The sequence below is a fragment of the Streptomyces sp. NPDC005393 genome, assembly GCF_040606675.1.
GTDB lineage: Bacteria > Actinomycetota > Actinomycetes > Streptomycetales > Streptomycetaceae > Streptomyces.
In genome coordinates this window covers 175,807-195,617 of the sequence record NZ_JBEXFG010000003.1, presented here as the reverse complement: position 1 = coordinate 195,617, position 19,811 = coordinate 175,807, and the positions used below count along the sequence as shown (strand labels likewise).

At 72.3% G+C, this 19,811-nt stretch carries 15 protein-coding genes, 1 pseudogene and 1 riboswitch; of the genes and pseudogenes, 10 read left to right on the top strand and 6 right to left on the bottom strand.

Going from position 1 to position 19,811, the window contains the following annotated elements; all coding sequences use genetic code 11:
* Nucleotides 1-20: 20 nt before the first annotated feature.
* Together ABZS71_RS05360 and ABZS71_RS05355 are read right to left on the bottom strand one after the other, a co-directional pair.
* The gene (locus ABZS71_RS05360; protein WP_356207747.1) at nucleotides 21-1,235 is read right to left on the bottom strand and encodes an NAD(P)/FAD-dependent oxidoreductase; all 1,215 of its coding nucleotides are present in this window, start codon (nucleotides 1,233-1,235) and stop codon (nucleotides 21-23) included.
* A 119-nt stretch (nucleotides 1,236-1,354) separates the two neighbouring features.
* Nucleotides 1,355-2,230, bottom strand: a complete 876-nt coding sequence (locus tag ABZS71_RS05355; RefSeq protein ID WP_356207745.1) for a DNA-formamidopyrimidine glycosylase family protein — start codon at nucleotides 2,228-2,230, stop codon at nucleotides 1,355-1,357.
* A 146-nt stretch (nucleotides 2,231-2,376) separates the two neighbouring features.
* On the opposite strand from ABZS71_RS05355, the gene ABZS71_RS05350 reads away from it, so the two are divergent.
* The 3 genes from ABZS71_RS05350 to ABZS71_RS05340 all read left to right on the top strand — a co-directional run bounded on the left by ABZS71_RS05350 (nucleotide 2,377) and on the right by ABZS71_RS05340 (nucleotide 7,157).
* Nucleotides 2,377-5,265 (top strand): peroxidase family protein, encoded by a 2,889-nt coding sequence (locus ABZS71_RS05350; RefSeq protein ID WP_356207743.1) that lies wholly within the window; start codon nucleotides 2,377-2,379, stop codon nucleotides 5,263-5,265.
* Between the two features lie 159 nt (nucleotides 5,266-5,424).
* On the top strand, nucleotides 5,425-6,879 hold the full coding sequence (locus ABZS71_RS05345; protein WP_356207741.1) for a lipase maturation factor family protein: 1,455 nt from the start codon (nucleotides 5,425-5,427) through the stop codon (nucleotides 6,877-6,879).
* A 149-nt stretch (nucleotides 6,880-7,028) separates the two neighbouring features.
* Entirely contained in the window at nucleotides 7,029-7,157 is a 129-nt protein-coding gene (locus ABZS71_RS05340) for a hypothetical protein (protein WP_356207739.1), read from the top strand.
* A gap of 43 nt (nucleotides 7,158-7,200) precedes the next feature.
* Here the strand turns inward: ABZS71_RS05340 and ABZS71_RS05335 are convergent, their stop codons facing one another.
* Nucleotides 7,201-8,214 (bottom strand): cation diffusion facilitator family transporter, encoded by a 1,014-nt coding sequence (locus ABZS71_RS05335; RefSeq protein ID WP_356207737.1) that lies wholly within the window; start codon nucleotides 8,212-8,214, stop codon nucleotides 7,201-7,203.
* A gap of 292 nt (nucleotides 8,215-8,506) precedes the next feature.
* On the opposite strand from ABZS71_RS05335, the gene ABZS71_RS05330 reads away from it, so the two are divergent.
* The gene (locus tag ABZS71_RS05330) at nucleotides 8,507-8,749 is read left to right on the top strand and encodes a hypothetical protein (RefSeq protein WP_355845855.1); all 243 of its coding nucleotides are present in this window, start codon (nucleotides 8,507-8,509) and stop codon (nucleotides 8,747-8,749) included.
* A gap of 37 nt (nucleotides 8,750-8,786) precedes the next feature.
* On the opposite strand, the gene cobN is transcribed toward ABZS71_RS05330, so the two are convergent.
* Entirely contained in the window at nucleotides 8,787-12,413 is a 3,627-nt protein-coding gene (cobN, locus tag ABZS71_RS05325) for a cobaltochelatase subunit CobN (protein ID WP_356207735.1), read from the bottom strand.
* A gap of 33 nt (nucleotides 12,414-12,446) precedes the next feature.
* Nucleotides 12,447-12,613, bottom strand: a riboswitch (cobalamin riboswitch).
* Nucleotides 12,614-12,671: 58 nt separating this feature from the next.
* Between cobN and cobG the strand changes: the two genes are divergently transcribed.
* The 4 genes from cobG to ABZS71_RS05305 all read left to right on the top strand — a co-directional run bounded on the left by cobG (nucleotide 12,672) and on the right by ABZS71_RS05305 (nucleotide 17,167).
* Entirely contained in the window at nucleotides 12,672-14,069 is a 1,398-nt protein-coding gene (gene cobG / locus ABZS71_RS05320) for a precorrin-3B synthase (RefSeq protein WP_356207734.1), read from the top strand.
* Complete coding sequence (locus tag ABZS71_RS05315) at nucleotides 14,066-14,707, top strand: precorrin-8X methylmutase (protein WP_356207732.1); 642 nt, start codon at nucleotides 14,066-14,068, stop codon at nucleotides 14,705-14,707. Before cobG ends, ABZS71_RS05315 begins: the two co-directional genes overlap by 4 nt.
* A complete protein-coding gene (locus ABZS71_RS05310) occupies nucleotides 14,704-16,209 on the top strand; it encodes a precorrin-2 C(20)-methyltransferase (protein WP_356207730.1) in 1,506 nt (501 codons plus the stop codon). The genes ABZS71_RS05315 and ABZS71_RS05310 overlap by 4 nt, the downstream gene beginning before the upstream one ends.
* 442 nt (nucleotides 16,210-16,651) lie before the next feature.
* Entirely contained in the window at nucleotides 16,652-17,167 is a 516-nt protein-coding gene (locus tag ABZS71_RS05305; RefSeq protein ID WP_356207728.1) for a hypothetical protein, read from the top strand.
* Between the two features lie 107 nt (nucleotides 17,168-17,274).
* Here the strand turns inward: ABZS71_RS05305 and ABZS71_RS05300 are convergent.
* A pseudogene (locus ABZS71_RS05300) lies at nucleotides 17,275-18,220 on the bottom strand (DUF5996 family protein).
* 188 nt (nucleotides 18,221-18,408) lie between these two features.
* On the opposite strand from ABZS71_RS05300, the gene ABZS71_RS05295 reads away from it, so the two are divergent.
* Both ABZS71_RS05295 and ABZS71_RS05290 read left to right on the top strand, forming a co-directional pair.
* Entirely contained in the window at nucleotides 18,409-18,624 is a 216-nt protein-coding gene (locus tag ABZS71_RS05295; protein ID WP_356207726.1) for a type II toxin-antitoxin system VapB family antitoxin, read from the top strand.
* Nucleotides 18,621-19,043 (top strand): PIN domain nuclease, encoded by a 423-nt coding sequence (locus tag ABZS71_RS05290; RefSeq protein ID WP_355857550.1) that lies wholly within the window; start codon nucleotides 18,621-18,623, stop codon nucleotides 19,041-19,043. Before ABZS71_RS05295 ends, ABZS71_RS05290 begins: the two co-directional genes overlap by 4 nt.
* Nucleotides 19,044-19,050: 7 nt before the next feature.
* Here ABZS71_RS05290 and ABZS71_RS05285 read toward each other — a convergent pair whose 3' ends face one another.
* Nucleotides 19,051-19,809: a cobalt-precorrin-6A reductase gene (locus ABZS71_RS05285; RefSeq protein ID WP_356207725.1), complete on the bottom strand. Its 759-nt coding sequence runs from the start codon at nucleotides 19,807-19,809 to the stop codon at nucleotides 19,051-19,053.
* Nucleotides 19,810-19,811 lie beyond the last annotated feature (2 nt).

Sequence of the window (19,811 nt, the reverse complement as noted above, 5' to 3'; positions counted from 1 at the left end):
GAAGGTCCCGGGTGGGCCGGTCAGCGCCGCTTGCGCGCCGTCGCGCCGTCGACCGGCTCGTCCCAGTCGATGCGGTAGCCGGTCAGCCAGTCCGACCCGCCGTTGCCCGCCGCCCGGTCGAGCTTGCGCGGCAGGGTGGCGTCGCGCAGGGCCCGCCCCACGGGTCCGGGGGCCGTGCGGCGGACCATGCCCGCGCTGGTCGTGGCCACCCGCTCGACCCGCTCGCGGCGCAGCGCCTCGTACGCGGCGAACGCCGACCGCGGCCCGCGCAGATCGCGCAGGCATGTGGCGAGCACGACGCCGTCCTCGATGGCCATCGAGGCGCCCTGTGCGGCGTTGGGCGCGCAGGCGTGCGCCGCGTCCCCCACGATGACCATCCCCTCGTCGGACCAGGTGGGGGTGGAGATGAGGTCATAGGCGCCGGTGGCCACGAGGGAGTCGCCGGTGGCGCGGACGATATCGGCGGCGGGGGTGTTGTCCTCCGCGAAGAGCGCCAGCAGCCGCTCCCGCCACTGCTCCGGGGTGACGGCGGCGAGCTCCGCCTTGGACAGCTCCTCGGCCGGGGCGTTGCAGAACCACCAGACCTCGCCGTCGGGGGCGGTGGTGCAGCCGAAGAACGCCTGCTTGCCGAAGATCATGGTGTAGGCGCCGTGGTCCGGGGGCGAGGCGGCGTCGCGGGTGTAGCCGCACACCGTGTGCTGCCCGGTGTAGCGCGGCCGGGGCGCGCCCGCGTCGATGACCCGGCGGATGAGCGAGTGGATGCCGTCGGCGCCGATCAGCACGTCCCCCACCGCCCGGCCGCCGTCCGCGAAGGAGCCCACGATCCGGCCGTCGGGGGCGGTGTGGGCGGCGAGCAGCCGCTTGCCGTGCTCGATGCGCACCCCGCGGCTCGCCGCCTCCTCGCGCAGCACCCGGGCCAGGGTGGCGCGTTTGATCGTACGGGCCCCGAGGCCCCCTTCCTCCGAGCCGGCGATCGGCTTCTGGCCGAGGCGCTTGCCGGTGTTGCTGATGAAGTCGGCGCGGCCGGCCGGAAAGGAGTTCTCCAGGACGGGTCCGTGGGCGTCGATCGTGCGCAGCGCCTCCAGGCCGTTGGCCGCGACGACGAGGAACGCACCCGTGTCGGTGGCGTCCGGGGGGTACGCCTCGTGGACGACCGCGTCGATCCCGGCTTTGTGCAGGGCCATCGCGGTCACCGTGCCGGCGATGCCGCCACCGATGATCAGGGCTTTGGTCATGGTGCTCCGTGACGTGGAGTGAAGTGACATGAGGTGAAGCGGGGAGATGCGACAGCACCATATGGCGGATCCGGCGCCCGCGGGTCAAGTCGGCGGGGTCAACTGGCAGGTCGGCAGCGCTATTTGAGCAGGCGGGACATCCGCCGGTCGGCGAGCGGTCTGCCGCCGGTCTGGCAGGTGGGGCAGTACTGCAGGGAGGTGTCCCGGAAGGACACCTCGCGGACGGTGTCGCCGCACACCGGGCACGGCTCGCCGGTGCGGCCGTGGACCCGCATACCGCTGCGCTTCTCCGCCTTGAGGTCCCCGGCGGCGAGCCCGCGCGACCGCTCGACGGCGGAGCGCAGGGTGGCGCCGATCGCCTCGTACACCACGGCGATCTCCTCCTCGGTCAGATCCGAGGCGAGCCGGTAGGGCGACATCCGCGCGGCGTGCAGGATCTCGTCCGAATAGGCGTTCCCGATGCCGGCGATGACGCTCTGGTCGCGGAGCACCCCCTTGATCCGGTGGCGTACGCCGTGCAGCAGCCCGGCGAACGCCTCCAGGGTGAAGGTCTCGTCGAGCGGGTCGGGGCCCAGCCGGGCGATGCCCGGCACCTCCCGCGGATCCCGTACGGAGTAGACCGCGAGCCCCTTGCGCGTACCGGCCTCGGTGAGGTCGAAGCCGGAGCGTTCCGGGCCGGCCAGGAGCAGCCGCAGCGCCAGCGGGCCCCGGCCGGGGCGCGGCGGCGCCTCCGGCAGCCCGTCCCGCCAGCGCAGCCAGCCCGCCTTGGCGAGATGGACGACCAGATGGGGGCCGTCCGGGCCGTCAGTGGCCAGGTCGAGGAACTTGCCGTGGCGGCCCGCCGCCGTGACGGTACGGCCCTCCAGGGCGGTCAGCGGCGGATCGTAGGTCTTCAGCACGCTCACCGCCACGGGGAGGACACGGGCGATCTCCCGGCCGACGGCGCGCTCGGCCAGCATTCCGGCGAGGGGCTCCACCTCGGGCAGCTCCGGCATGCCCCCAGTGTGCCGCAGGCCGCATCCGCCTGCCCGGACGCCCGGACACCACCCCCGCACCGGCTCCGGGCTGCGGCTCGGCCACCCCTCCCCTACTGTCTTCTTTGTTCCCCCTCGTCCCGTCTGTCCCGCACGGAGCGTTCCCCATGGTCGACACCGGACAGCAAGAGCAGTCCGTACAGGAGTACGCATCACGCGCGGCGTACGAGGGCTACGAGGCATACGAAGGCGGCAGCCCCGAGGCCGAGCGGCTGCTCTTCGACGAGCTGGCGCGCGAGCTGATGCGGGTGCAGGTGGCGAACAAGGACGGCTCGGGCGCCCCGCATCTGCTGCGCACCTTCCACGCCAAGGCGGCGCTCGGCGTCGAGAACGCCCGGCTGCGCTTCCATGACGATCTGCCGCCCGAGCTGTGCGTGGGGTACGCCCGGCCGGGCGCCGAGTATCCGGCCGTGGTGCGGCTGTCCAACGCGAGCGGCGCCGAGCATCACGACGCCTCGCCCGATCTGCGCGGCGTCGCCGTACGGATCCAGGCCGAGCCCGAGGAGACCCACGATCTGCTGGCCACCAGCTTCCCGGTGTCCCACGCGGCCGACGCGCGTGAGTTCGTCGCCTTCGCCAAGGCCACGGCGGGGGCGGGCAGCACCGTCGAGAAGGCGTTCGGGCTCTTCGTACGGCTGCCGCTGACCGTCGGCTGGGCCACCGCCGACCGGATGCGCCGCAATGTGCGGACCGCCACCCGCCACACCGTCGGCTCGCTGGCCCGGGAGACCTTCTGGAGCTGTGGCGCGATCCTGTGGGGCGCGGCCGGGCCGGTCCGCTATCAGCTGCGCCCGGCCCCCGGCGGCATCCCCGCTCCCCCGCCCGACCGCGACGACCCCGACTATCTCCACCATGAGCTGGCGATGCGGCTCGCCACCGGCGACATCGCCTTCGAGCTGTGCGTACAGCGCTATCTGGACGGGGGCCGCACCCCGGTGGAGGACGGCTCGGTGGAGTGGCGGGAGAGCGACGCACCGGTCGTCCCGGTGGCGCTGCTGACCGTGCCGCGCCAGGATCTCGACACCGCCGAGGCCCGGTCGGCGGCCCGCCGGGTCGAGCAGCTCGCGTTCAACCCCTGGCACACCACCGAGGAGTTCCGTCCGCTCGGCAATCTCAACCGGGCCCGCAAGGCCGCCTACGACGCCGCCGCCGCACACCGCCTCGGGCTTCGCTTCGCCGCCGCCGAGCCGCGCCGCAACGCACTCCTCGGGCTCCCGATGCGGGCGGCCTTCGCCCTGGTCAACCGCTATGTGCCCTGGCACCGGCTGCCGGCTCCGCTGGGGCTGCTCAACCTGGTCGCACTGCGGCAGACGCTGCGCCGCCTCAATCTCATCGACCCCGACGTCAAGGAGGCGCCGCCGCGGCCCGAGCCGGCGCCCGCGCCGGCCGATGAGAAGCTGCGCGTCGCCCGCTCGTACGACGGCTCGGGCAACGATCTGTCCGCGCCGCGGATGGGTGCGGTCGGCGCCCCCTTCGGCCGCAATCTCCCGCCGGTCCACCGGCCGGATCTCTTCGATGTGCCGAACCCGGTCACCGTCAGCAGACAGCTGCTGTACCGGGAGCGCTTCCTGCCGGCCACCTCGCTCAACATCCTGGCCGCCGCCTGGATCCAGTTCCAGGTCCATGACTGGGTCGACCACCGCCGCTGCCCGGCGGGCGGCAGGACCGTCGAGGTCCCCATGCCACCCGGCGGCACCTGGCGCAACGCCGCGGGCGGACCCGTGGAGAAGGTGATGCGCTTCGCGGACAACGAGGGCATCGAGCTGCCCGGCCGGCCCCCGATCCTCTTCCCCAACGCCGCCTCCCACTGGTGGGACGGCTCGGAGGTGTACGGCGGGGACGAGCGGACCGCGGCCTCGCTGCGCGAGGCGGGCGGTGGCGCCGGACTGCGCCTGGAGGACGGCCATCTGCCGCTGGGCCCGGGCGGGGTGCCGCTGACCGGCTTCGCCGACAACTGGTGGCTGGGCCTGAGCGTGATGCACACGCTCTTCGCCCGCGAGCACAACGCGGTCTGCGACGCGCTGCGCCGCGCCTACCCCTCCATGAGTGAGGAGTCGGTGTACCACACGGCGCGCCTGGTGGTCTCCGCGCTCATCGCCAAGATCCATACGGTGGAGTGGACTCCGGCCATCCTCGCCACCAAGGTGATCGACATCGCGCTGAAGACCAACTGGCAGGGACCGCCGGACCATTGGCTGTCCAAGCTCGGCCTGTGGCTGTTCGAGGCGAACGCGCTCACGGGCATCCCCCGCACCGTGCCGGACCACCACGAGGTGCCCTTCGCCCTCACCGAGGACTTCGTGGCCGTCTACCGGATGCATCCGCTGATCCCGGACGACTTCGAGCTGCGCGACCACCGCTTCGGGCAGCGGCTCCAGTCGCTCGGCTTCCCCGAGGTGCGGGGCGCGGCGGCGGAGGGCGTGCTGCGCAAGACGGGGCTCGCCGACACCCTCTACTCCTTCGGCATCGCCCACCCGGGCGCGATCGCCCTCAACAACTTCCCGCGCGCGCTGCAGCGCTTCGAACGGGACGGCGAGATCATCGATCTGTCGGTGGTGGATCTGGTGCGCACCCGGCGGCGGGGCGTGCCACGGTACAACGACTTCCGCGCCGGGTTGCACAAGCCGCGCATCCGCTCCTTCGAGGAGCTGTCCGGCGACCCGGACACGGTCGCACGGCTCGAGGACGTCTATGCCTCGGTCGACGAGATCGACACCATGATCGGGCTGTTCGCGGAGAACCCGCCCGAGGGCTTCGGCTTCAGCGATACGGCGTTCCGGGTCTTTCTGCTCATGGCCACCCGGCGGATCCAGAGCGACCGCTTCCTCACCGTGGACTTCCGCCCCGAGGTGTACACGCCGCTGGGTCTGGACTGGGTGGAGAAGGGCGGCATGGCCTCGGTGATCCTGCGCCACTGTCCGGAGCTCGCGGGCCTGCTGCCGCGCGGCGAGAGCCCGTTCGCGCCCTGGCGGCCGGTGGTGCCGTCGCTGTCGTAGGGGTCGCGTCGGCGGATTGAACCGGTTCAGTCCCGTCGGCGGAAGCCCCCTACCGAATGAACTCGGCCCGCCGTATGACCCGGCGCGCCACGGGCACCCGTCGGAGGTGGTACGGATACACGCAGGCCGAGGCAGCGACAGGCTCAGGGAGCGGCCGCCATGGAGTGGTTCACCTCATCCGACTACTGGCTGAGCCGGCTCGTCTTCCAGCGGGGGCTGGCCGCGATCTACCTGATCGCGTTTCTGACGGCGGTCGACCAGGGCCGGGCCCTGCTCGGCGAGCATGGGCTGACACCGGTGCCGCGCTTCGTCGCGCGGGTGCCGTTCCGCCGGTCGCCCAGCCTGTTCCATCTGCACTACTCCGATCGCTTCTTCTCCGTCTGCGCCTGGCTGGGCACCGCGCTGTCGGCCGCCCTGCTGGTGGGGGCCGCGGATCAGGTGCCGCTGTGGGCCGCGATGGCGGCGTGGCTCGTGCTGTGGCTGCTCTACCTGTCGATCGTCAACGTGGGGCAGGTGTGGTACGGCTTCGGCTGGGAGTCACTGCTGCTGGAGACGGGGTTTCTCGCGATCTTCCTCGGCAACGAGCACACCGCGCCGTCCGTTCTCATCCTGTGGCTGCTGCGCTGGCTCCTGTTCCGGGTCGAGTTCGGCGCCGGGCTGATCAAGATCCGCGGGGACCGCTGCTGGCGCGATCTGACCTGTCTGTACTACCACCATGAGACCCAGCCGATGCCGGGGCCGCTGAGCTGGTACTTCCACCATCTGCCCAAGCCGCTGCACCGGGCGGAGGTGGCGGCCAACCATGTGTCCCAGCTCGTCGTGCCGCTGGCGCTGTTCACCCCGCAGCCGGTCGCGAGCGTGGCCGCGGGCATCATCGTCGTCACCCAGCTGTGGCTGGTCGCCTCCGGCAACTTCGCATGGCTGAACTGGCTGACGATCCTGCTGGCGCTCTCCGCGGTCGACGGGCGGCGCGCGGCCGAGGTGCTGGGGCTGCCCCAGCCGCCTCCGCTCGCCGCTCCCCCGGTCTGGTACGAGGTTCTGGTGCTGGCCGCCACCGCGCTGGTGCTGACGCTCAGCTACTGGCCGGCCCGCAATCTGCTGTCGGGCCGCCAGCTGATGAACTACTCCTTCAACCCGCTCCACCTGGTCAACACCTACGGCGCCTTCGGCAGCGTCAACCGCAGCCGGCAGGAGGTGATGATCGAGGGCACCGACGAGCCGGCGATCACCCCGGACACGGTCTGGAAGGAGTACGAGTTCCGGGGCAAGCCGGGCGATGTGCGCAGGATGCCGCGTCAGTACGCGCCGTACCATCTGCGGCTGGACTGGATGATGTGGTTCGCCGGGATCTCCTCGGCCTACGCCGGATCGTGGTTCACCCCGCTGGTCACCAAGCTGCTGACGAACGACCGGGCGACGCTGAGGCTGCTGCGGGTGTCCCCCTTCCCCGAGACGCCGCCCACCCATATCCGCGCCCGGCTGTATCTTTACCGCTTCACCACCCGGCGGGAGCGGCGTGCCACCGGGGCCTGGTGGCATCGCACGCTGCTCGGCGAGTTCCTGCCGCCGGTCCGGCTCGAGGACCCGGAGCACCCCGAGCGCGCGCACCCCTGACCCCGTGCAACGTCCGACACCGAGGTCTTGCCGTCCGTTCACCGAATGCTTACCCGCAGGCCTCCGCGCGCTTCCCCGCCTCGGCGAACCTCGGTGATGGAAGCGGATGCCTCGCTTCCGCATCATGTTCACCCAGTGAGGTAACCCCCATGGCCGAAATCCTGACGACCGTCCTGGCAAAGCTGGCCCGCATCGCGGTGGAAGCGCTGGCTGCCCACGTCGCGAGGAAGCTCGTGACCGCCGTCTTCGCCCCGCACAACGTCCCGGCCGCCGCCTGATACGGCCGGGCGCCGGCGCGGAATCCGGGGCGGGCCGTAGCTCTCAGTGGTCGTGCGGCGCCGCTCGGTGCACCGGGCCGTGGGCGGTCAGACAGTGGTCGACGGACACGGCATCGGCGCGCTGATGTTCACCGTCCCGCCGTGGCAGCGAGGCGTGGTCGCCGATGTGGTCGACCTGGAGCGTGGTGTGGGTGATCCCGTACTCCCGGTGCAGCACCCCCTCCAGATCCTCCCGGACCGCGTGGCAGTCGCCGAGCGCCGCGACCAGGACATGCGCGGAGAGCGACACCTCGCCCGAGGTGATCTGCCAGACATGCAGATCGTGCACTTCGGCCACCTCCGCATGGGAGACCAGCCGGTTCCCCACCTCATCGGGCTCCACCCCGGCGGGCGCCGCCTCCAGCAGAATGCGCCCGGAGGCCCGCAGTAGCTCCACACCCGCCTTGACCATGAGGACCACCACGACGAGACCGGCGATCACGTCGGCCCGTGCGAAGCCGGTCACCACCACCACCAGGCCTGCGACGGCGGTGGCGATAAAGGCGTAGAGGTCATTGAGCACATGCTGGAAGGCGCCCTCGACATTGAGCGAGGAGCGATTCGCCTTCGACATGCACCACGCCGCCGCGATGTTGACCGCGACCCCGACGAGCGCGGTGGCCAGCACCAGACCGCCGGTCACCTCGGGCGGATCGATCAGCCGCTCCACCGACTCATAACCCAGCCAGGCGCCGAGCAGCAGCAGTGAAAGGCCATTGGCCTGGGCGGAAAGGATTTCCGACCGCTTGAGCCCATAGGTATATCCGCCCCGCGCGGGCCGCGCCGAGAGCCGGATCGCGATCAGCCCCAGCACGATCGAGGCGGCGTCGGTGAGCATATGGGCGGCGTCGGACATCAGCGCCACCGAGCGCGCGAGCACCCCGACCACGACCTCGACCGCCATAAAGCCGGTGATCAGCGCGAGTGCGCAGGTCAGCCAGCGGCGGTCGGCGTTCTCCGCCACCGCGTGGGCGTGTTTGCCATGGTCCTCGCCGTGTCCGTGCGCATGAGCTCCCACCCGCTCCTCCTCGGCTCGCCGTCGGGACAGCGCAATTGAAACAGCACCGGGGAAAATCTCCAAAGGCGGTAATGGACACGGTTATCAGGAGACTTCCGGGCCCTGGTGAAATGCGCTTTATGGTTTCGGCAACGCTTTTCATTGCCGGGCGGGAACGGGTTCATGGAGCGGGGCCGCCCGGGTGTCCGGCGGGAGTCGCTGACGTGTGCGAAGCCACGCCGATGCGGGTGAGACAGGCGCACAGAGGGTGACCTGACGGGGCGTGGCGCGTTGGCCGACTATGACGACGACGATGCGACGCCGTTCTCTCTCGCAGCCGAGCAGAGCGCTGGACCGGAGCACCGAAGGCGGCGGAACGGTTCATCAGACCGTTCACCAGTCAACATCCGTACCGATCTACGCGGCGCTGGTCGAGCGCTGGGCCTCCGCGGGGCGGGCGGTGCCCGGGGCTTACGACCGTGAGTGGGCCGAACTGGTGAACTGTCCGCCCTGGCCCGACCGGGTCCGGCAGGCCGCCCGGCCATCCGCCGGCTAGCGGGCGGACGGCCGGGATCCCGCAACCCCGGGAAGGCTCAGTCCTCCCCGCCCTCCAGGCCGCCCTCCGTCTCCAGATACAGCTCCCGTACCCGCTCCAGCACCTCCGGGTCGGGCTCCGCCCACAGGCCGCGGCTCTCGGCCTCCAGCAGCCGCTCGGCCATGCCGTGCAGCGCCCAGGGGTTGGCCTCCTCCAGGAACGAGCGGTTCTCCGGGTCGAGCAGATAGGTCTGGGCGAGCTTGTCGTACATCCAGTCGGCGACCACGCCCGTGGTGGCGTCGTAGCCGAAGAGATAGTCGACGGTCGCGGCGAGTTCGAAGGCGCCCTTGTAGCCGTGCCGGCGCATCGCCTCGATCCAGCGCGGATTGACCACCCGGGCACGGAAGACCCGTGAGGTCTCCTCGTGCAGGGTGCGGGTGCGGACCGTCTCGGGGCGGGTGGAGTCGCCGATGTACGCGGCGGGGGCGGCGCCCTTCAGCGCGCGCACGGTGGCGACCATGCCGCCGTGGTACTGGAAGTAGTCGTCCGAGTCGGCGATGTCGTGCTCGCGGGTGTCGGTGTTCTTCGCCGCGACCGCGATCCGGCGGTAGGCGCTCTCCATCTCCTCGCGGGCCGGACGTCCGTCCAGCTCACGGCCGTAGGCATAGCCGCCCCAGACCGTGTAGACCTCGGCGAGGTCGGCGTCGGTGCGCCAGTCGCGGCTGTCGATGAGCTGGAGCAGCCCGGCCCCGTAGGTGCCCGGGCGGGAGCCGAAGATACGGGTGGTGGCGCGGCGCTCGTCGCCGTGTTCGGCGAGGTCGGCCCGGGTGTGCGCCCGTACGTAGTTGTCCTCGTCGGCCTCGTCCAGGGACGCGGCGAGCCGTACGGCGTCGTCCAGCAGCGCGACGACATGCGGGAAGGCGTCACGGAAGAAGCCGCTGATGCGCAGCGTGACATCGACCCGCGGGCGGCCCAACTGGTCGGTCGGCACGGGTTCGAGCCCGGTCACCCGCCGCGAGGCGTCGTCCCACACCGGGCGGATGCCCAGCAGCGCGAGCGCCTCGGCCACATCGTCGCCGGAGGTGCGCATCGCGCTCGTGCCCCACAGCGACAGGCCGACGGACTTCGGCCACTGGCCGTCGTTGTCGGCGCGGTAGCGCTCCAGGAGCGAGTCGGCGAGCGCCTGGCCGGTCTCCCAGGCCAGCCGGCTGGGCACCGCCTTGGGGTCGACCGAGTAGAAGTTACGGCCCGTCGGCAGGACGTTGACCAGTCCGCGCAGCGGCGAGCCGGACGGGCCGGCGGGGACGAAGCCGCCGCTGAGCGCGTGGACGGCGTGGTCGATCTCGTCCGTGGTGGCGGCGAGGCGCGGTACGACCTCGCGGGCGGCGAAGTCCAGGATCGCGGTGACCGGGGCGCGCTGCTCCTCGGGCAGCCCGAGGGCGGCCTTCCGGGCGGCCTCCGGGGCCCACTCGGCGTCCTCCATCGCCTGGACGAGCGCGCGGGCGCGCTCCTCGGCCGCGTCGGCGCCGGTGCGGGTGGCGGCCGACTCGTCGAGGCCGAGCGCCTCGCGCAGCCCGGGAAGGGCCGTCGTACCGCCCCAGATCTGACGGGCGCGCAGAATGGCCAGGACGAGGTTGACGCGCCCGGGCCCGGTCGGGGCGGCGCCGAGGACATGCAGTCCGTCGCGTATCTGGGCGTCCTTGACCTCGCACAGCCAGCCGTCGACATGCAGGAGGAAGTCGTCGAAGCCGTCGTCGTCCGGCCGGGCCTCCAGGCCCAGGTCGTGGTCGAGCCTGGCGGCCTGGATCAGGGTCCAGATCTGGGCGCGGATGGCGGGGAGTTTGGCCGGGTCCATCGCGGAGATGGCGGCGTACTCGTCGAGCAGCTGCTCCAGCCGCGCGATGTCACCGTAGGACTCGGCGCGGGCCATCGGCGGTACGAGGTGGTCGACCAGGGTGGCGTGGGCGCGGCGCTTGGCCTGGGTGCCCTCGCCCGGGTCGTTGACCAGGAACGGGTAGATCAGCGGCAGATCGCCGAGCGCGGCGTCGGGGCCGCAGGCGGCGGACAGGGCCGCGTTCTTGCCCGGCAGCCACTCCAGATTGCCGTGCTTGCCCAGGTGCACCATGGCGTCGGCGCCGAAGCCGCCGTCCGCCCGGGGCGTGGCCATCCAGCGGTAGGCGGCCAGATAGTGGTGCGAGGGCGGCAGATCGGGGTCGTGGTAGATGGCGATGGGGTTCTCGCCGAAGCCGCGCGGCGGCTGGATGACGACCAGGAGGTTGGCACGGCGCAGCGCGGCGAGGACGATCTCGCCCTCGGGGTCGCGGCTGCTGTCCACGAACATCGCGCCGGGCGGCGGACCCCAGTGCTCCTCGACCGCGTCGCGCAGCTCCCGCGGCAGCGTGGCGTACCAGCGGCGGTAGTCGGCGGCCGGGATGCGGACCGGGTTGGCGGCCAGCTGCTCCTCGGTGAGCCAGTCCTGGTCATGGCCGCCCGCCTCGATGAGGGCATAGATCAGCTCGTCGCCATTGCCGGAGGCCAGGCCCGGGACCGCGTTTGGCCCGTCCTCGGGGCCGAAATCGTAGCCCTCGGCGCGCAGCCGGCGCAGCAGGGCGACGGCGCTCGCCGGGGTGTCGAGGCCGACGGCGTTGCCGATCCGGGAGTGCTTGGTGGGGTAGGCGGAGAGGACGAGCGCGAGGCGCTTGTCGGCCGCGGGGATGTGGCGCAGCCGGGCGTGTCGTATCGCGATGCCCGCGACGCGCGCGGCGCGCTCGGGGTCGGCGGCATAGACCGGCAGACCGTCCGCGTCGACCTCCTTGAAGGAGAACGGCACGGTGATGAGCCGTCCGTCGAACTCCGGGACGGCCACCTGGGTGGCGGCGTCCAGCGGCGACAGGCCCTCGTCGTTCTCCTCCCATACGGCGCGCGAGCTGGTCAGGCACAGCGCCTGGAGGACGGGTACGTCGAGCGCGGCGAGCGCGCCCGCGTCCCACGCCTCGTCGTCGCCGCCCGCGGACGCCTCGGCGGGCCGGGTGCCGCCGGCCGCGAGGACGGTGGTGACGACCGCGTCGGCCGGGCCGAGGGCCTCGATCAACTCGGGCTCGGGGGCGCGCAGGGAGGCGACGAACAGCGGCAGCGGTCGGCCCCCCGCGTCCTCCACGGCCTGGCACAGGGCCTCGACGAAAGCGGTGTTGCCGCTCATGTGGTGGGCGCGGTAATAGAGCACGGCGATGGTCGGGCCGGTCGTCGTCCGCGCGGTGCGCTCCAGCGGACCCCAGGTGGGGGCGGGCGCGGGCGGATCGAAGCCATGGCCGGTGAGCAGCACGGTGTCGGAGAGGAACCGGGCCAGCTGGGCCAGGTTGGCGGGCCCGCCGTGGGCGAGATAGGCGTGGGCCTCGGCGGCGATCCCGACCGGGACCGTGGACGCCTCCATGAGCTGGGCGTCAGGGGCCTGTTCACCGGTGAGGACGACAACCGGGCGGTCCCCGGCGAGCAGCGTGTCGAGCCCCTCCTGCCAGGCGCGGACGCCGCCGAGAAGCCGGACGACGACGAGTTGGACGCCGTCGAGGAGGCCGGGGAGGTCATCGAGTGCGAGCCGGGCCGGGTTGGCGAGGCGGTACGGCACCGGGCCCGTGGCGGCACGCGCACTGAGCAGGTCGGTGTCGGACGTCGACAGCAGCAGGATCATGCGCAGCGCGCCTTCCTCGGGGTCCGCGCCCCGGGCGGGTTGGAAGACGGCGGGAGTTCCTGGCTCGCCCGGCCGCTGCCGTACCGACAGCCACCGTGCTCACAGTGGCGGGACCGCGCCGGATTCGCACCGGCTTCCTCCCCTTGACGCCGTCTTGTGCGTCCGGCGGGCCGGGACGACCCACCGCTGAGCATAGTAAGCGTTGCTGACCTGGCAGGGGACGGAGAGGGCTGGTCGATCGTCGGTATGCTCGCCGCCATGCCCCTTCCCCCGACCACCGTCCCACCTGGGAATGAAGCGCCCTCCGGCCGCCGGAGCGGGCCCGATGACGCCTGCCCGGGGGCGTTGCGGCTGCACACGGCGGACGATGGCGCGCTGGCCCGTATCCGAGTGCCGGCAGGCTTGCTGACGGCCCGTCAGGCGGACGCGCTGACAGGAGTGGCCGAGGAGCTGGGGGACGGCCGGCTGGACATCACCTCCCGGGGCAACCTGCAGGTACGCGGCCTGGACGCGGGGTGCGGCACGGAGCTGGCGGCCCGGCTGCGGGCGGCCGGACTGCTTCCGTCGGACCGGCACGACCGGGTGCGCAACATCGTGGCGTCGCCGCTGTGCGGGCTGGACGGCGCGGGGCATGCGGATGCGGCGGCGTGGGCACGGGAGTTGGACGCGGCGCTGTGCGACGAGACGTCGGGCGAGTTGTCCGCCTTGTCGGGCCGTTTCCTGTTCGCGCTGGACGACGGGCGCGGCGATGTGGCCGCCTTGGGCGCGGATGTGACATTGATCGCAACGCCGGACGGCGGGGCCGTGCTGCGGATGCCCGCTCCGGCGTGTCGCGGTGGCGGGGCGGACGGTCACAACACGCCGGGCGGCGACGCCGAGCTGAGAGTGCGGGCCGGCGATGCGCCGCGCGCGGCCGCGCTGGCCGCCGTGGAGTTCCTGGCGGGAATGCGCGAGAGCGGCAGCCGGGCGTGGCGTGTACGGGAGCTCCCGGCGCAACACGCCGTGACGGCCGACCGGTTGGCGGCGCGACTCGCCAACGCGGGCATCGAAACGGTACGTACCGCACATAAGGGCCCCGAGCCCAAGGGCTCGGACGCTTCGGGGCCGCGCCCCGCGCCGGGGCTGGTGGCCGGGCCGGACGGGCGCCGCGCCGTGTCCGTCGCCGTCCCGCTCGGCCGGGTGAGCGCGGCCCAGTGGCGGCTGCTCGCCACGCTCGCCTCCCGGGGCGGGTCGGGCGAGCTGCGTGTGACACCCTGGCGCGGCGTGGTGCTCCCGGGGTTCTCCCCGGACGGCGGCCGGGCCGCGTCGCACGAGCTGTCCGACGCCGGGCTCGTGACCGAGCCGGACTCCCCGTGGCTCGGCGTCGGTGCGTGCACCGGACGTCCCGGCTGCGCCAAGTCCCTTGCCAATGTGCGTGCCGACGCGGAGCGCGCGGTGGCGGGTGACCGTCGTCCGGGTTCGCTGCCGGTGTACTTCTCCGGCTGTGAGCGGCGCTGCGGCCACCCCGGCGGCCGCTGGGTGGACGCGCTGGCGACCGGCGCGGGCTACCGGGTCACCGTACGGGACACGCCGGAGGCGGACAGCGCGGACCTGCGCGTGGATGTGACAGCAGAGCAGGTGGCCGACGCCGTGGCGGCGGCCCGGGGAACGAGATGATCGAGGGCACAGTGTTCGACTACGAGAAGGACGGCGCGGCCATCTACCGCGCCTCCTTTGCCACCATCCGCGCCGAGGCGGACCTCGGCGGCCTTCCCGCCGACGTCAGCCGGGTCGCGGTGCGGATGATTCACGCCTGCGGCATGGTCGACCTGGTCAAGGACCTCGGGTACTCCCCCGAGGTGGTCTCCCGCGCCCGCGCCGCGCTGCGCGCCGGCGCCCCCGTGCTGTGCGACGCGCAGATGGTCGCCAGCGGTGTCACCCGCAAGCGGCTTCCCGCCGGCAACGAGGTGGTGTGCACGCTCTCCGACCCTGACGTACCGGAGTTGGCGCGGCGGATGGGCACGACGCGCAGCGCCGCCGCGCTGGAGCTGTGGCGGGACCGGCTCGAGGGCTCGGTCGTCGCCGTCGGCAACGCGCCCACCGCGCTCTTCCGGCTGCTGGAGATGGTCGAGGAGGGCGCGCCGCGCCCGGCGGCCGTCATCGGTGTGCCGGTCGGCTTCATCGGCGCGGCCGAGTCCAAGGAGGCGCTGGCCGGACACCCGGCGGCGCTTGACCATCTGGTGGTGCGCGGCCGACGCGGCGGCAGCGCCATGGCCGCGGCCGCGATCAACGCGATAGCGAGCGAGGAAGAGTGAGCGAGCAGCAGACCGGCCGGCTCTACGGGGTGGGGCTCGGCCCCGGCGACCCCTCCCTGATGACCGTACGGGCCGTGGAGGTCATCGCCGAGGCCGATGTCATCGCGTATCACAGCGCCCGGCACGGCCGCAGCATCGCGCGATCCATCGCCGAGCGGCATCTGCGGCCCGACCACATCGAGGAGCGCCTGGTCTATCCGGTGACGACGGAAGGCACCGACCATCCGGGGGGCTACCGGGGCGCGATGGAGGAGTTCTACGCGCAGGCATCCGCCCGGCTCGCCGCGCATCTGGACGCGGGGCGTACGGTCGCGGTGCTCGCGGAGGGCGATCCGCTCTTCTACGGCTCGTACATGCACATGCACAAGCGGCTGGCCAACCGCTACCCCACCGAGGTCATCCCCGGCGTCACCTCGGTGAGCGCCGCGGCCGCCCGGCTCGGCGCGCCGCTGGTGGAGGGCGAGGAGGTGCTGACGATCCTCCCGGGCACACTGCCCGAGGAGGAGCTGACGGCACGGCTCGCGACGACCGACGCGGCGGCCGTGATGAAGCTCGGCCGGACCTTCCCCACGGTGCGGCGGGCCCTGGAGCGGTCGGGACGGCTGGCGGACGCGCGGTATGTGGAGCGCGCCACGATGGACGCGGAGCGGACGGCCCCGCTGGCGGAGGTCGACCCGGCGTCGGTGCCGTACTTCTCGGTGGCGGTGCTGCCGAGCCGGATCGACGCGCGGACCCCCGCCGGGCAGGGCGAGGTCGTGGTGGTCGGCCTCGGCCCGGCCGGCCCGCTGTGGCTCACCCCCGAGGCGCGGGGCGAACTGGCCGCCGCCGAAGACCTGGTCGGCTACACCACCTATCTGAACCGGGTGCCGGTGCGGCCGGGTCAGCGGCGCCACGCCTCCGACAACAAGGTGGAGGCGGAGCGCGCCGAGTTCGCCCTCGACCTGGCCCGCCGCGGACGGCGCGTCGCCGTGGTGTCCTCGGGCGATCCGGGCGTCTTCGCGATGGCGACCGCCGTCCTGGAGGCCGCGTCCGAGGACCCGTACCGCGAGGTGCCGGTGCGGGTGCTGCCCGGCATGACGGCAGCCCATGCGGCCGCCGCCCGCGCGGGCGCCCCGCTCGGCCACGACTACGCGGTGGTCTCCCTCTCCGACCGGCTCAAGCCCTGGGAGGTCATCGCCGAACGCCTGGGCGCCGCGGCAGCGGCCGACTTGGTGCTCGCCCTCTACAACCCCGGCTCGCGCAGCCGCGTCTGGCAGGTCGGCAAGGCACGCGAACTACTCCTGGAGCACCGCGCCCCCGACACACCGGTGGTCCTCGGCCGGGACATCGGCGGCCCGGAGGAGCGGGTACGCATCGTCCGACTGGCCGACCTCGACCCGGCCCAGGTCGACATGCGCACCATCCTCCTGGTGGGCTCGTCCCAGACCCGCACGGTGCGGCGCGGCGACGGCACCGAGATCGTCTGGACGCCACGCCGCTACCCCGAGCCCCACCGGGGCTAGGCCGCGCTCCCAGCGCGAATAGCGGACGGCCTCAGCCCAGCAGGGTGTACGAAAGGCCCGACCACACAGCGGTCGGGCCCTTCGTGATCTTCCGTCTCGGTTTCCGTCCCGGTTGGGGTCTGCGGGGCCCTGGTGTCCGTCCTCGCAGCCGTTCATGTGCCCCGCTCCGGGCGGTCGCCGGCGACGGTCCTCCCGTGAAAGGTGTCGCGCTGCGGCGGGAAGCCGGCGGCACACTTGCCGGGCAGGCGCAGACGGTACGGCCACCGCCGCTCGCCGAGTGCTCGATCGCGGCCACGACTGGTTGGCGCGTCGGTGAGTTATCGGTCGGGAGTTATCGGTCGGGCCCCACCGGGAGGCGCCAGTGCGGACGCGGGCCGGTGGTGTGTGGCCGGGGCACCGCATGCCTTGGCAGGCCACTGACGTGCTGTTACTCTGCGTGTCCGTGATGGGAGCCAACAGCGCAGGTGCTGTCGATGAGTTGTACGCCCGCATCGAGGCCGCCGCCGCGGGCACGCCGTATCGGATGTGCCGGACGGAGCGGGGATTCGACCTGACCGTGGACGTCGACGTCCCGCAGTGGCGGGAGCTGCTGACCCGTCGCCGGGTCACCCAGGTGCACACCTACCGCGTCGCGCTGCGCCCGGAAGAGAAGATCTTCACGCTGACGGATGTCGTCCGCACCGTCGAGTACGAGGCGGGCCTGGGCGCAGTGCGGCTGGGGAAGACGGTGTCAGTCGGCCGGAGCGTGTCCGTCACTTCGCACCGGACCTTGGACGGCTCCGAGCAGTACACCTTCTCGTCCGCCGAGGGCCACCGTCTGATCCGGAAAGCGGCCGGGGAGCTGGGCTGGCGGGAGGCCCAGCCCGCCAGCGTGAAGATCGCCGCAGGCGTCGGAATCCTCGGCGGGCTCGGCGCACTCGCCGCGCTGATCGCCCTCGCAATCGTCAATTGGCTCTGACGGGCCGGGAGGTCAGGCCCCGTCGTGCTCAGGCGGCGGGGCATATGGATACCGTGTCGCCGTTCTGCGGCGGCGCAAGGGTAACGCCGGGCTTGTCAGGCGTGGTTTCAGCGGTGTTCCCAGCGGTGTGGGTCGGCCTCCAACGCCTCCCGGTCCCAGCCGCCCAGCTCGGCCGTCGCCTCATACGTGCTGTGCAGGAATTCGCTCAGCGCCCGGTCCGGATCAGCAGCGGCGGCAACCGCCTCATAGGGCAGCACGAACTCACCGACCTCCCGCTGGTATGACGCCTCCGCGGGGCGGACCGGATGGTCGGCGAAGCCGGCTGGTTCGGGATAGGCGTAGGCGTAGAACCCGCCCTCCTCACCACCGCCGGGCCAGAACCCGCAGCTGGCCAACTCGACGGAGTAGGCCTCCCTCGTCACCCAGTCCGGCAAGTTGGGGACGCCACCGGGGGGATGCGGCGGCGCGGGGCGGCCCGAGAAGCGGGTGCAGGCCAGGTCCATCGCCCCCCCCAGAAGAAGTGCACGGGGCTGACCTTGCCGACGAATTGGGACCGGAACTCCCCGAACGCCTGGTTCGCCCGCAGCAGCTGGCCCCAGAACAGCCGCGCGGCGTGCGGGTCGTAGGAGGCGTGCCGGTCGTCCTCCGCGAACGGGATGGCCGGTCCACCTCGTTCGGCCGGGGGTCTATGCGGGTCCGGATGCCCAGCTCTCCCAGCGCGCCCATGGTCTCGGCGTAGAACCGGGACACCGGTTTGGACTCCAACGCCAGCTCGCGCCGGCTTCCGTCGCTGACACGCATGCGAAGCCGGTGGTCGACGAAGTCGAACTCGATATCGAATGCTCCCGTCCGATACGGGATCGAGGACGTCGTCAACCCCCGCGGGGTGACATACAAGGTGACCTGCCACCACTGGTTGACCATGGGTGCGTGGGCCAGCCGGATCTTGCCGACGATCTGGGTCCACATGTGCAGTGTGTCCCGGGTCTCGGCCCAGTCCGCCACCGGGAGCCGTGGCCAGATCCCGACCTGCTGCGTCTTCTGCTCGGCCATGGTGCCTCCCGCGGGCCTCGCCGCTCCGGCAACTGCCATTCGTTGGCTTTCGGTGACTTCAGTGCCTTTTAGTCGCTTCCGACCCGTTTGAGTACCCCTATGTCGCCACGGAAAACCCCGGATCACCGAGGACCGAGCACCTGCGAGATACAAGTTATGCTTTGGTTGATATCAATGGAGGTCCCCTCATGAGCCGAACCGTTATCGATCTCGATGACGAGCTGCTGGCCGACGTGGCCCAAGCACTCGGTACGAGCACCAAGAAGGAGACGGTCAACACCGCACTCCGCGAGGTGCTGGAGAATCGGCGGAGGGCGCTCGCGCTCACCCGCCTGCGCGCTGCGGCGGACGAGGGCGCGTTCGATCTGGAGCTCTTGGAGGACAAGAGGAACTACCGTCGGTGAGCGCCGCACAGTTCTTGATCGACACCAGCGCGCTCGCGCGGTTCATGCGCAGGGACGCCGAGCAGTACGGGTGGGACCAGGCTGCGGCGGCTGGGCTCATCGCGACCTGCCCGATCACCGAGCTTGAGTTCTTTTACAGCGCCCGCTCGGCCGAGGACCGCGCGAGGGGCATCGAGGACCTGCGGCTGCTGTTCGGCTGGGTGCCCGTGGACGACCGCGCCTACGACCGCGCCTGGCACGTCCAGGAACTGCTGACCAGGGCAGGTCAGCACCGCAGCGCCGGAGCCGTTGACCTCGTCGTTGCCGCCACTGCCGAGTTGCAGGGGCTGACCCTCCTGCACCGCGACCGCGACTTCGAATGCATCGCTTCCCTAACTGGTCAGGCCCTCCAGTGGTACGGCCCCGAAGCCGGCAAGTGAACTCGGGTCAGTCGAGAGTGGTGTGGAGCCAGGCGACGGCCTCGGCCGGGTCCTCGGCCACCGGGATGTTCCGCGGGGCCGGTGGGCGGCGGATCACGATGACCGGGACGCCGGCCTCGCGGGCCGCCGTGAGCTTGGGGGCGGTGGCCTGGCCGCCGCTGTCCTTGGTGACCAGGACGTCGATGCGGTGGCGGGCGAGCAGCTCCGCCTCGCCTTCCAGGGTGAACGGGCCGCGGTCCAGGATCACCGCCATGCGCGGTGGGACCGGCGGCTCGGGGGCGTCGACCGAACGGACCAGAAACCACGGGTCGGTCAGGTGGGCGAAGGCGGCGAGACCCATCCGGCCCGTCGTGAGGAACACCCGCTCCCCCAGGGCGGGCAGCAGCCGCGCGGCCTCGGCCAGCGACCCCGCCGGATGCCAGCGGTCCCCCGGACCGGCCACCCAGCCGGGGCGGCGCAGGGCGAGCAGGGGAACATGGACGGACGCGGCCGCCTGGGCCGCGTGGAGACTGATCGTGCCGGCGAAAGGATGGGTGGCGTCGATGAGCGCGTCCACCTGGTGCTCACGGAGCCAGCGGGCCATGCCCTCGGCACCCCCGAACCCGCCGATCCGCACCTGCCCCTCGGGCAGCCGCGGCTCGGCGACGCGGCCCGCGAGGGAGCTGGTGACGCGCAGGGCGGGGTCGCCGTCCAGCTCGGCGGCGAGGCGGCGCGCCTCGGTGGTGCCGCCGAGGATGAGCACATGGCGCGCCGGAGCGCTGTTCATCG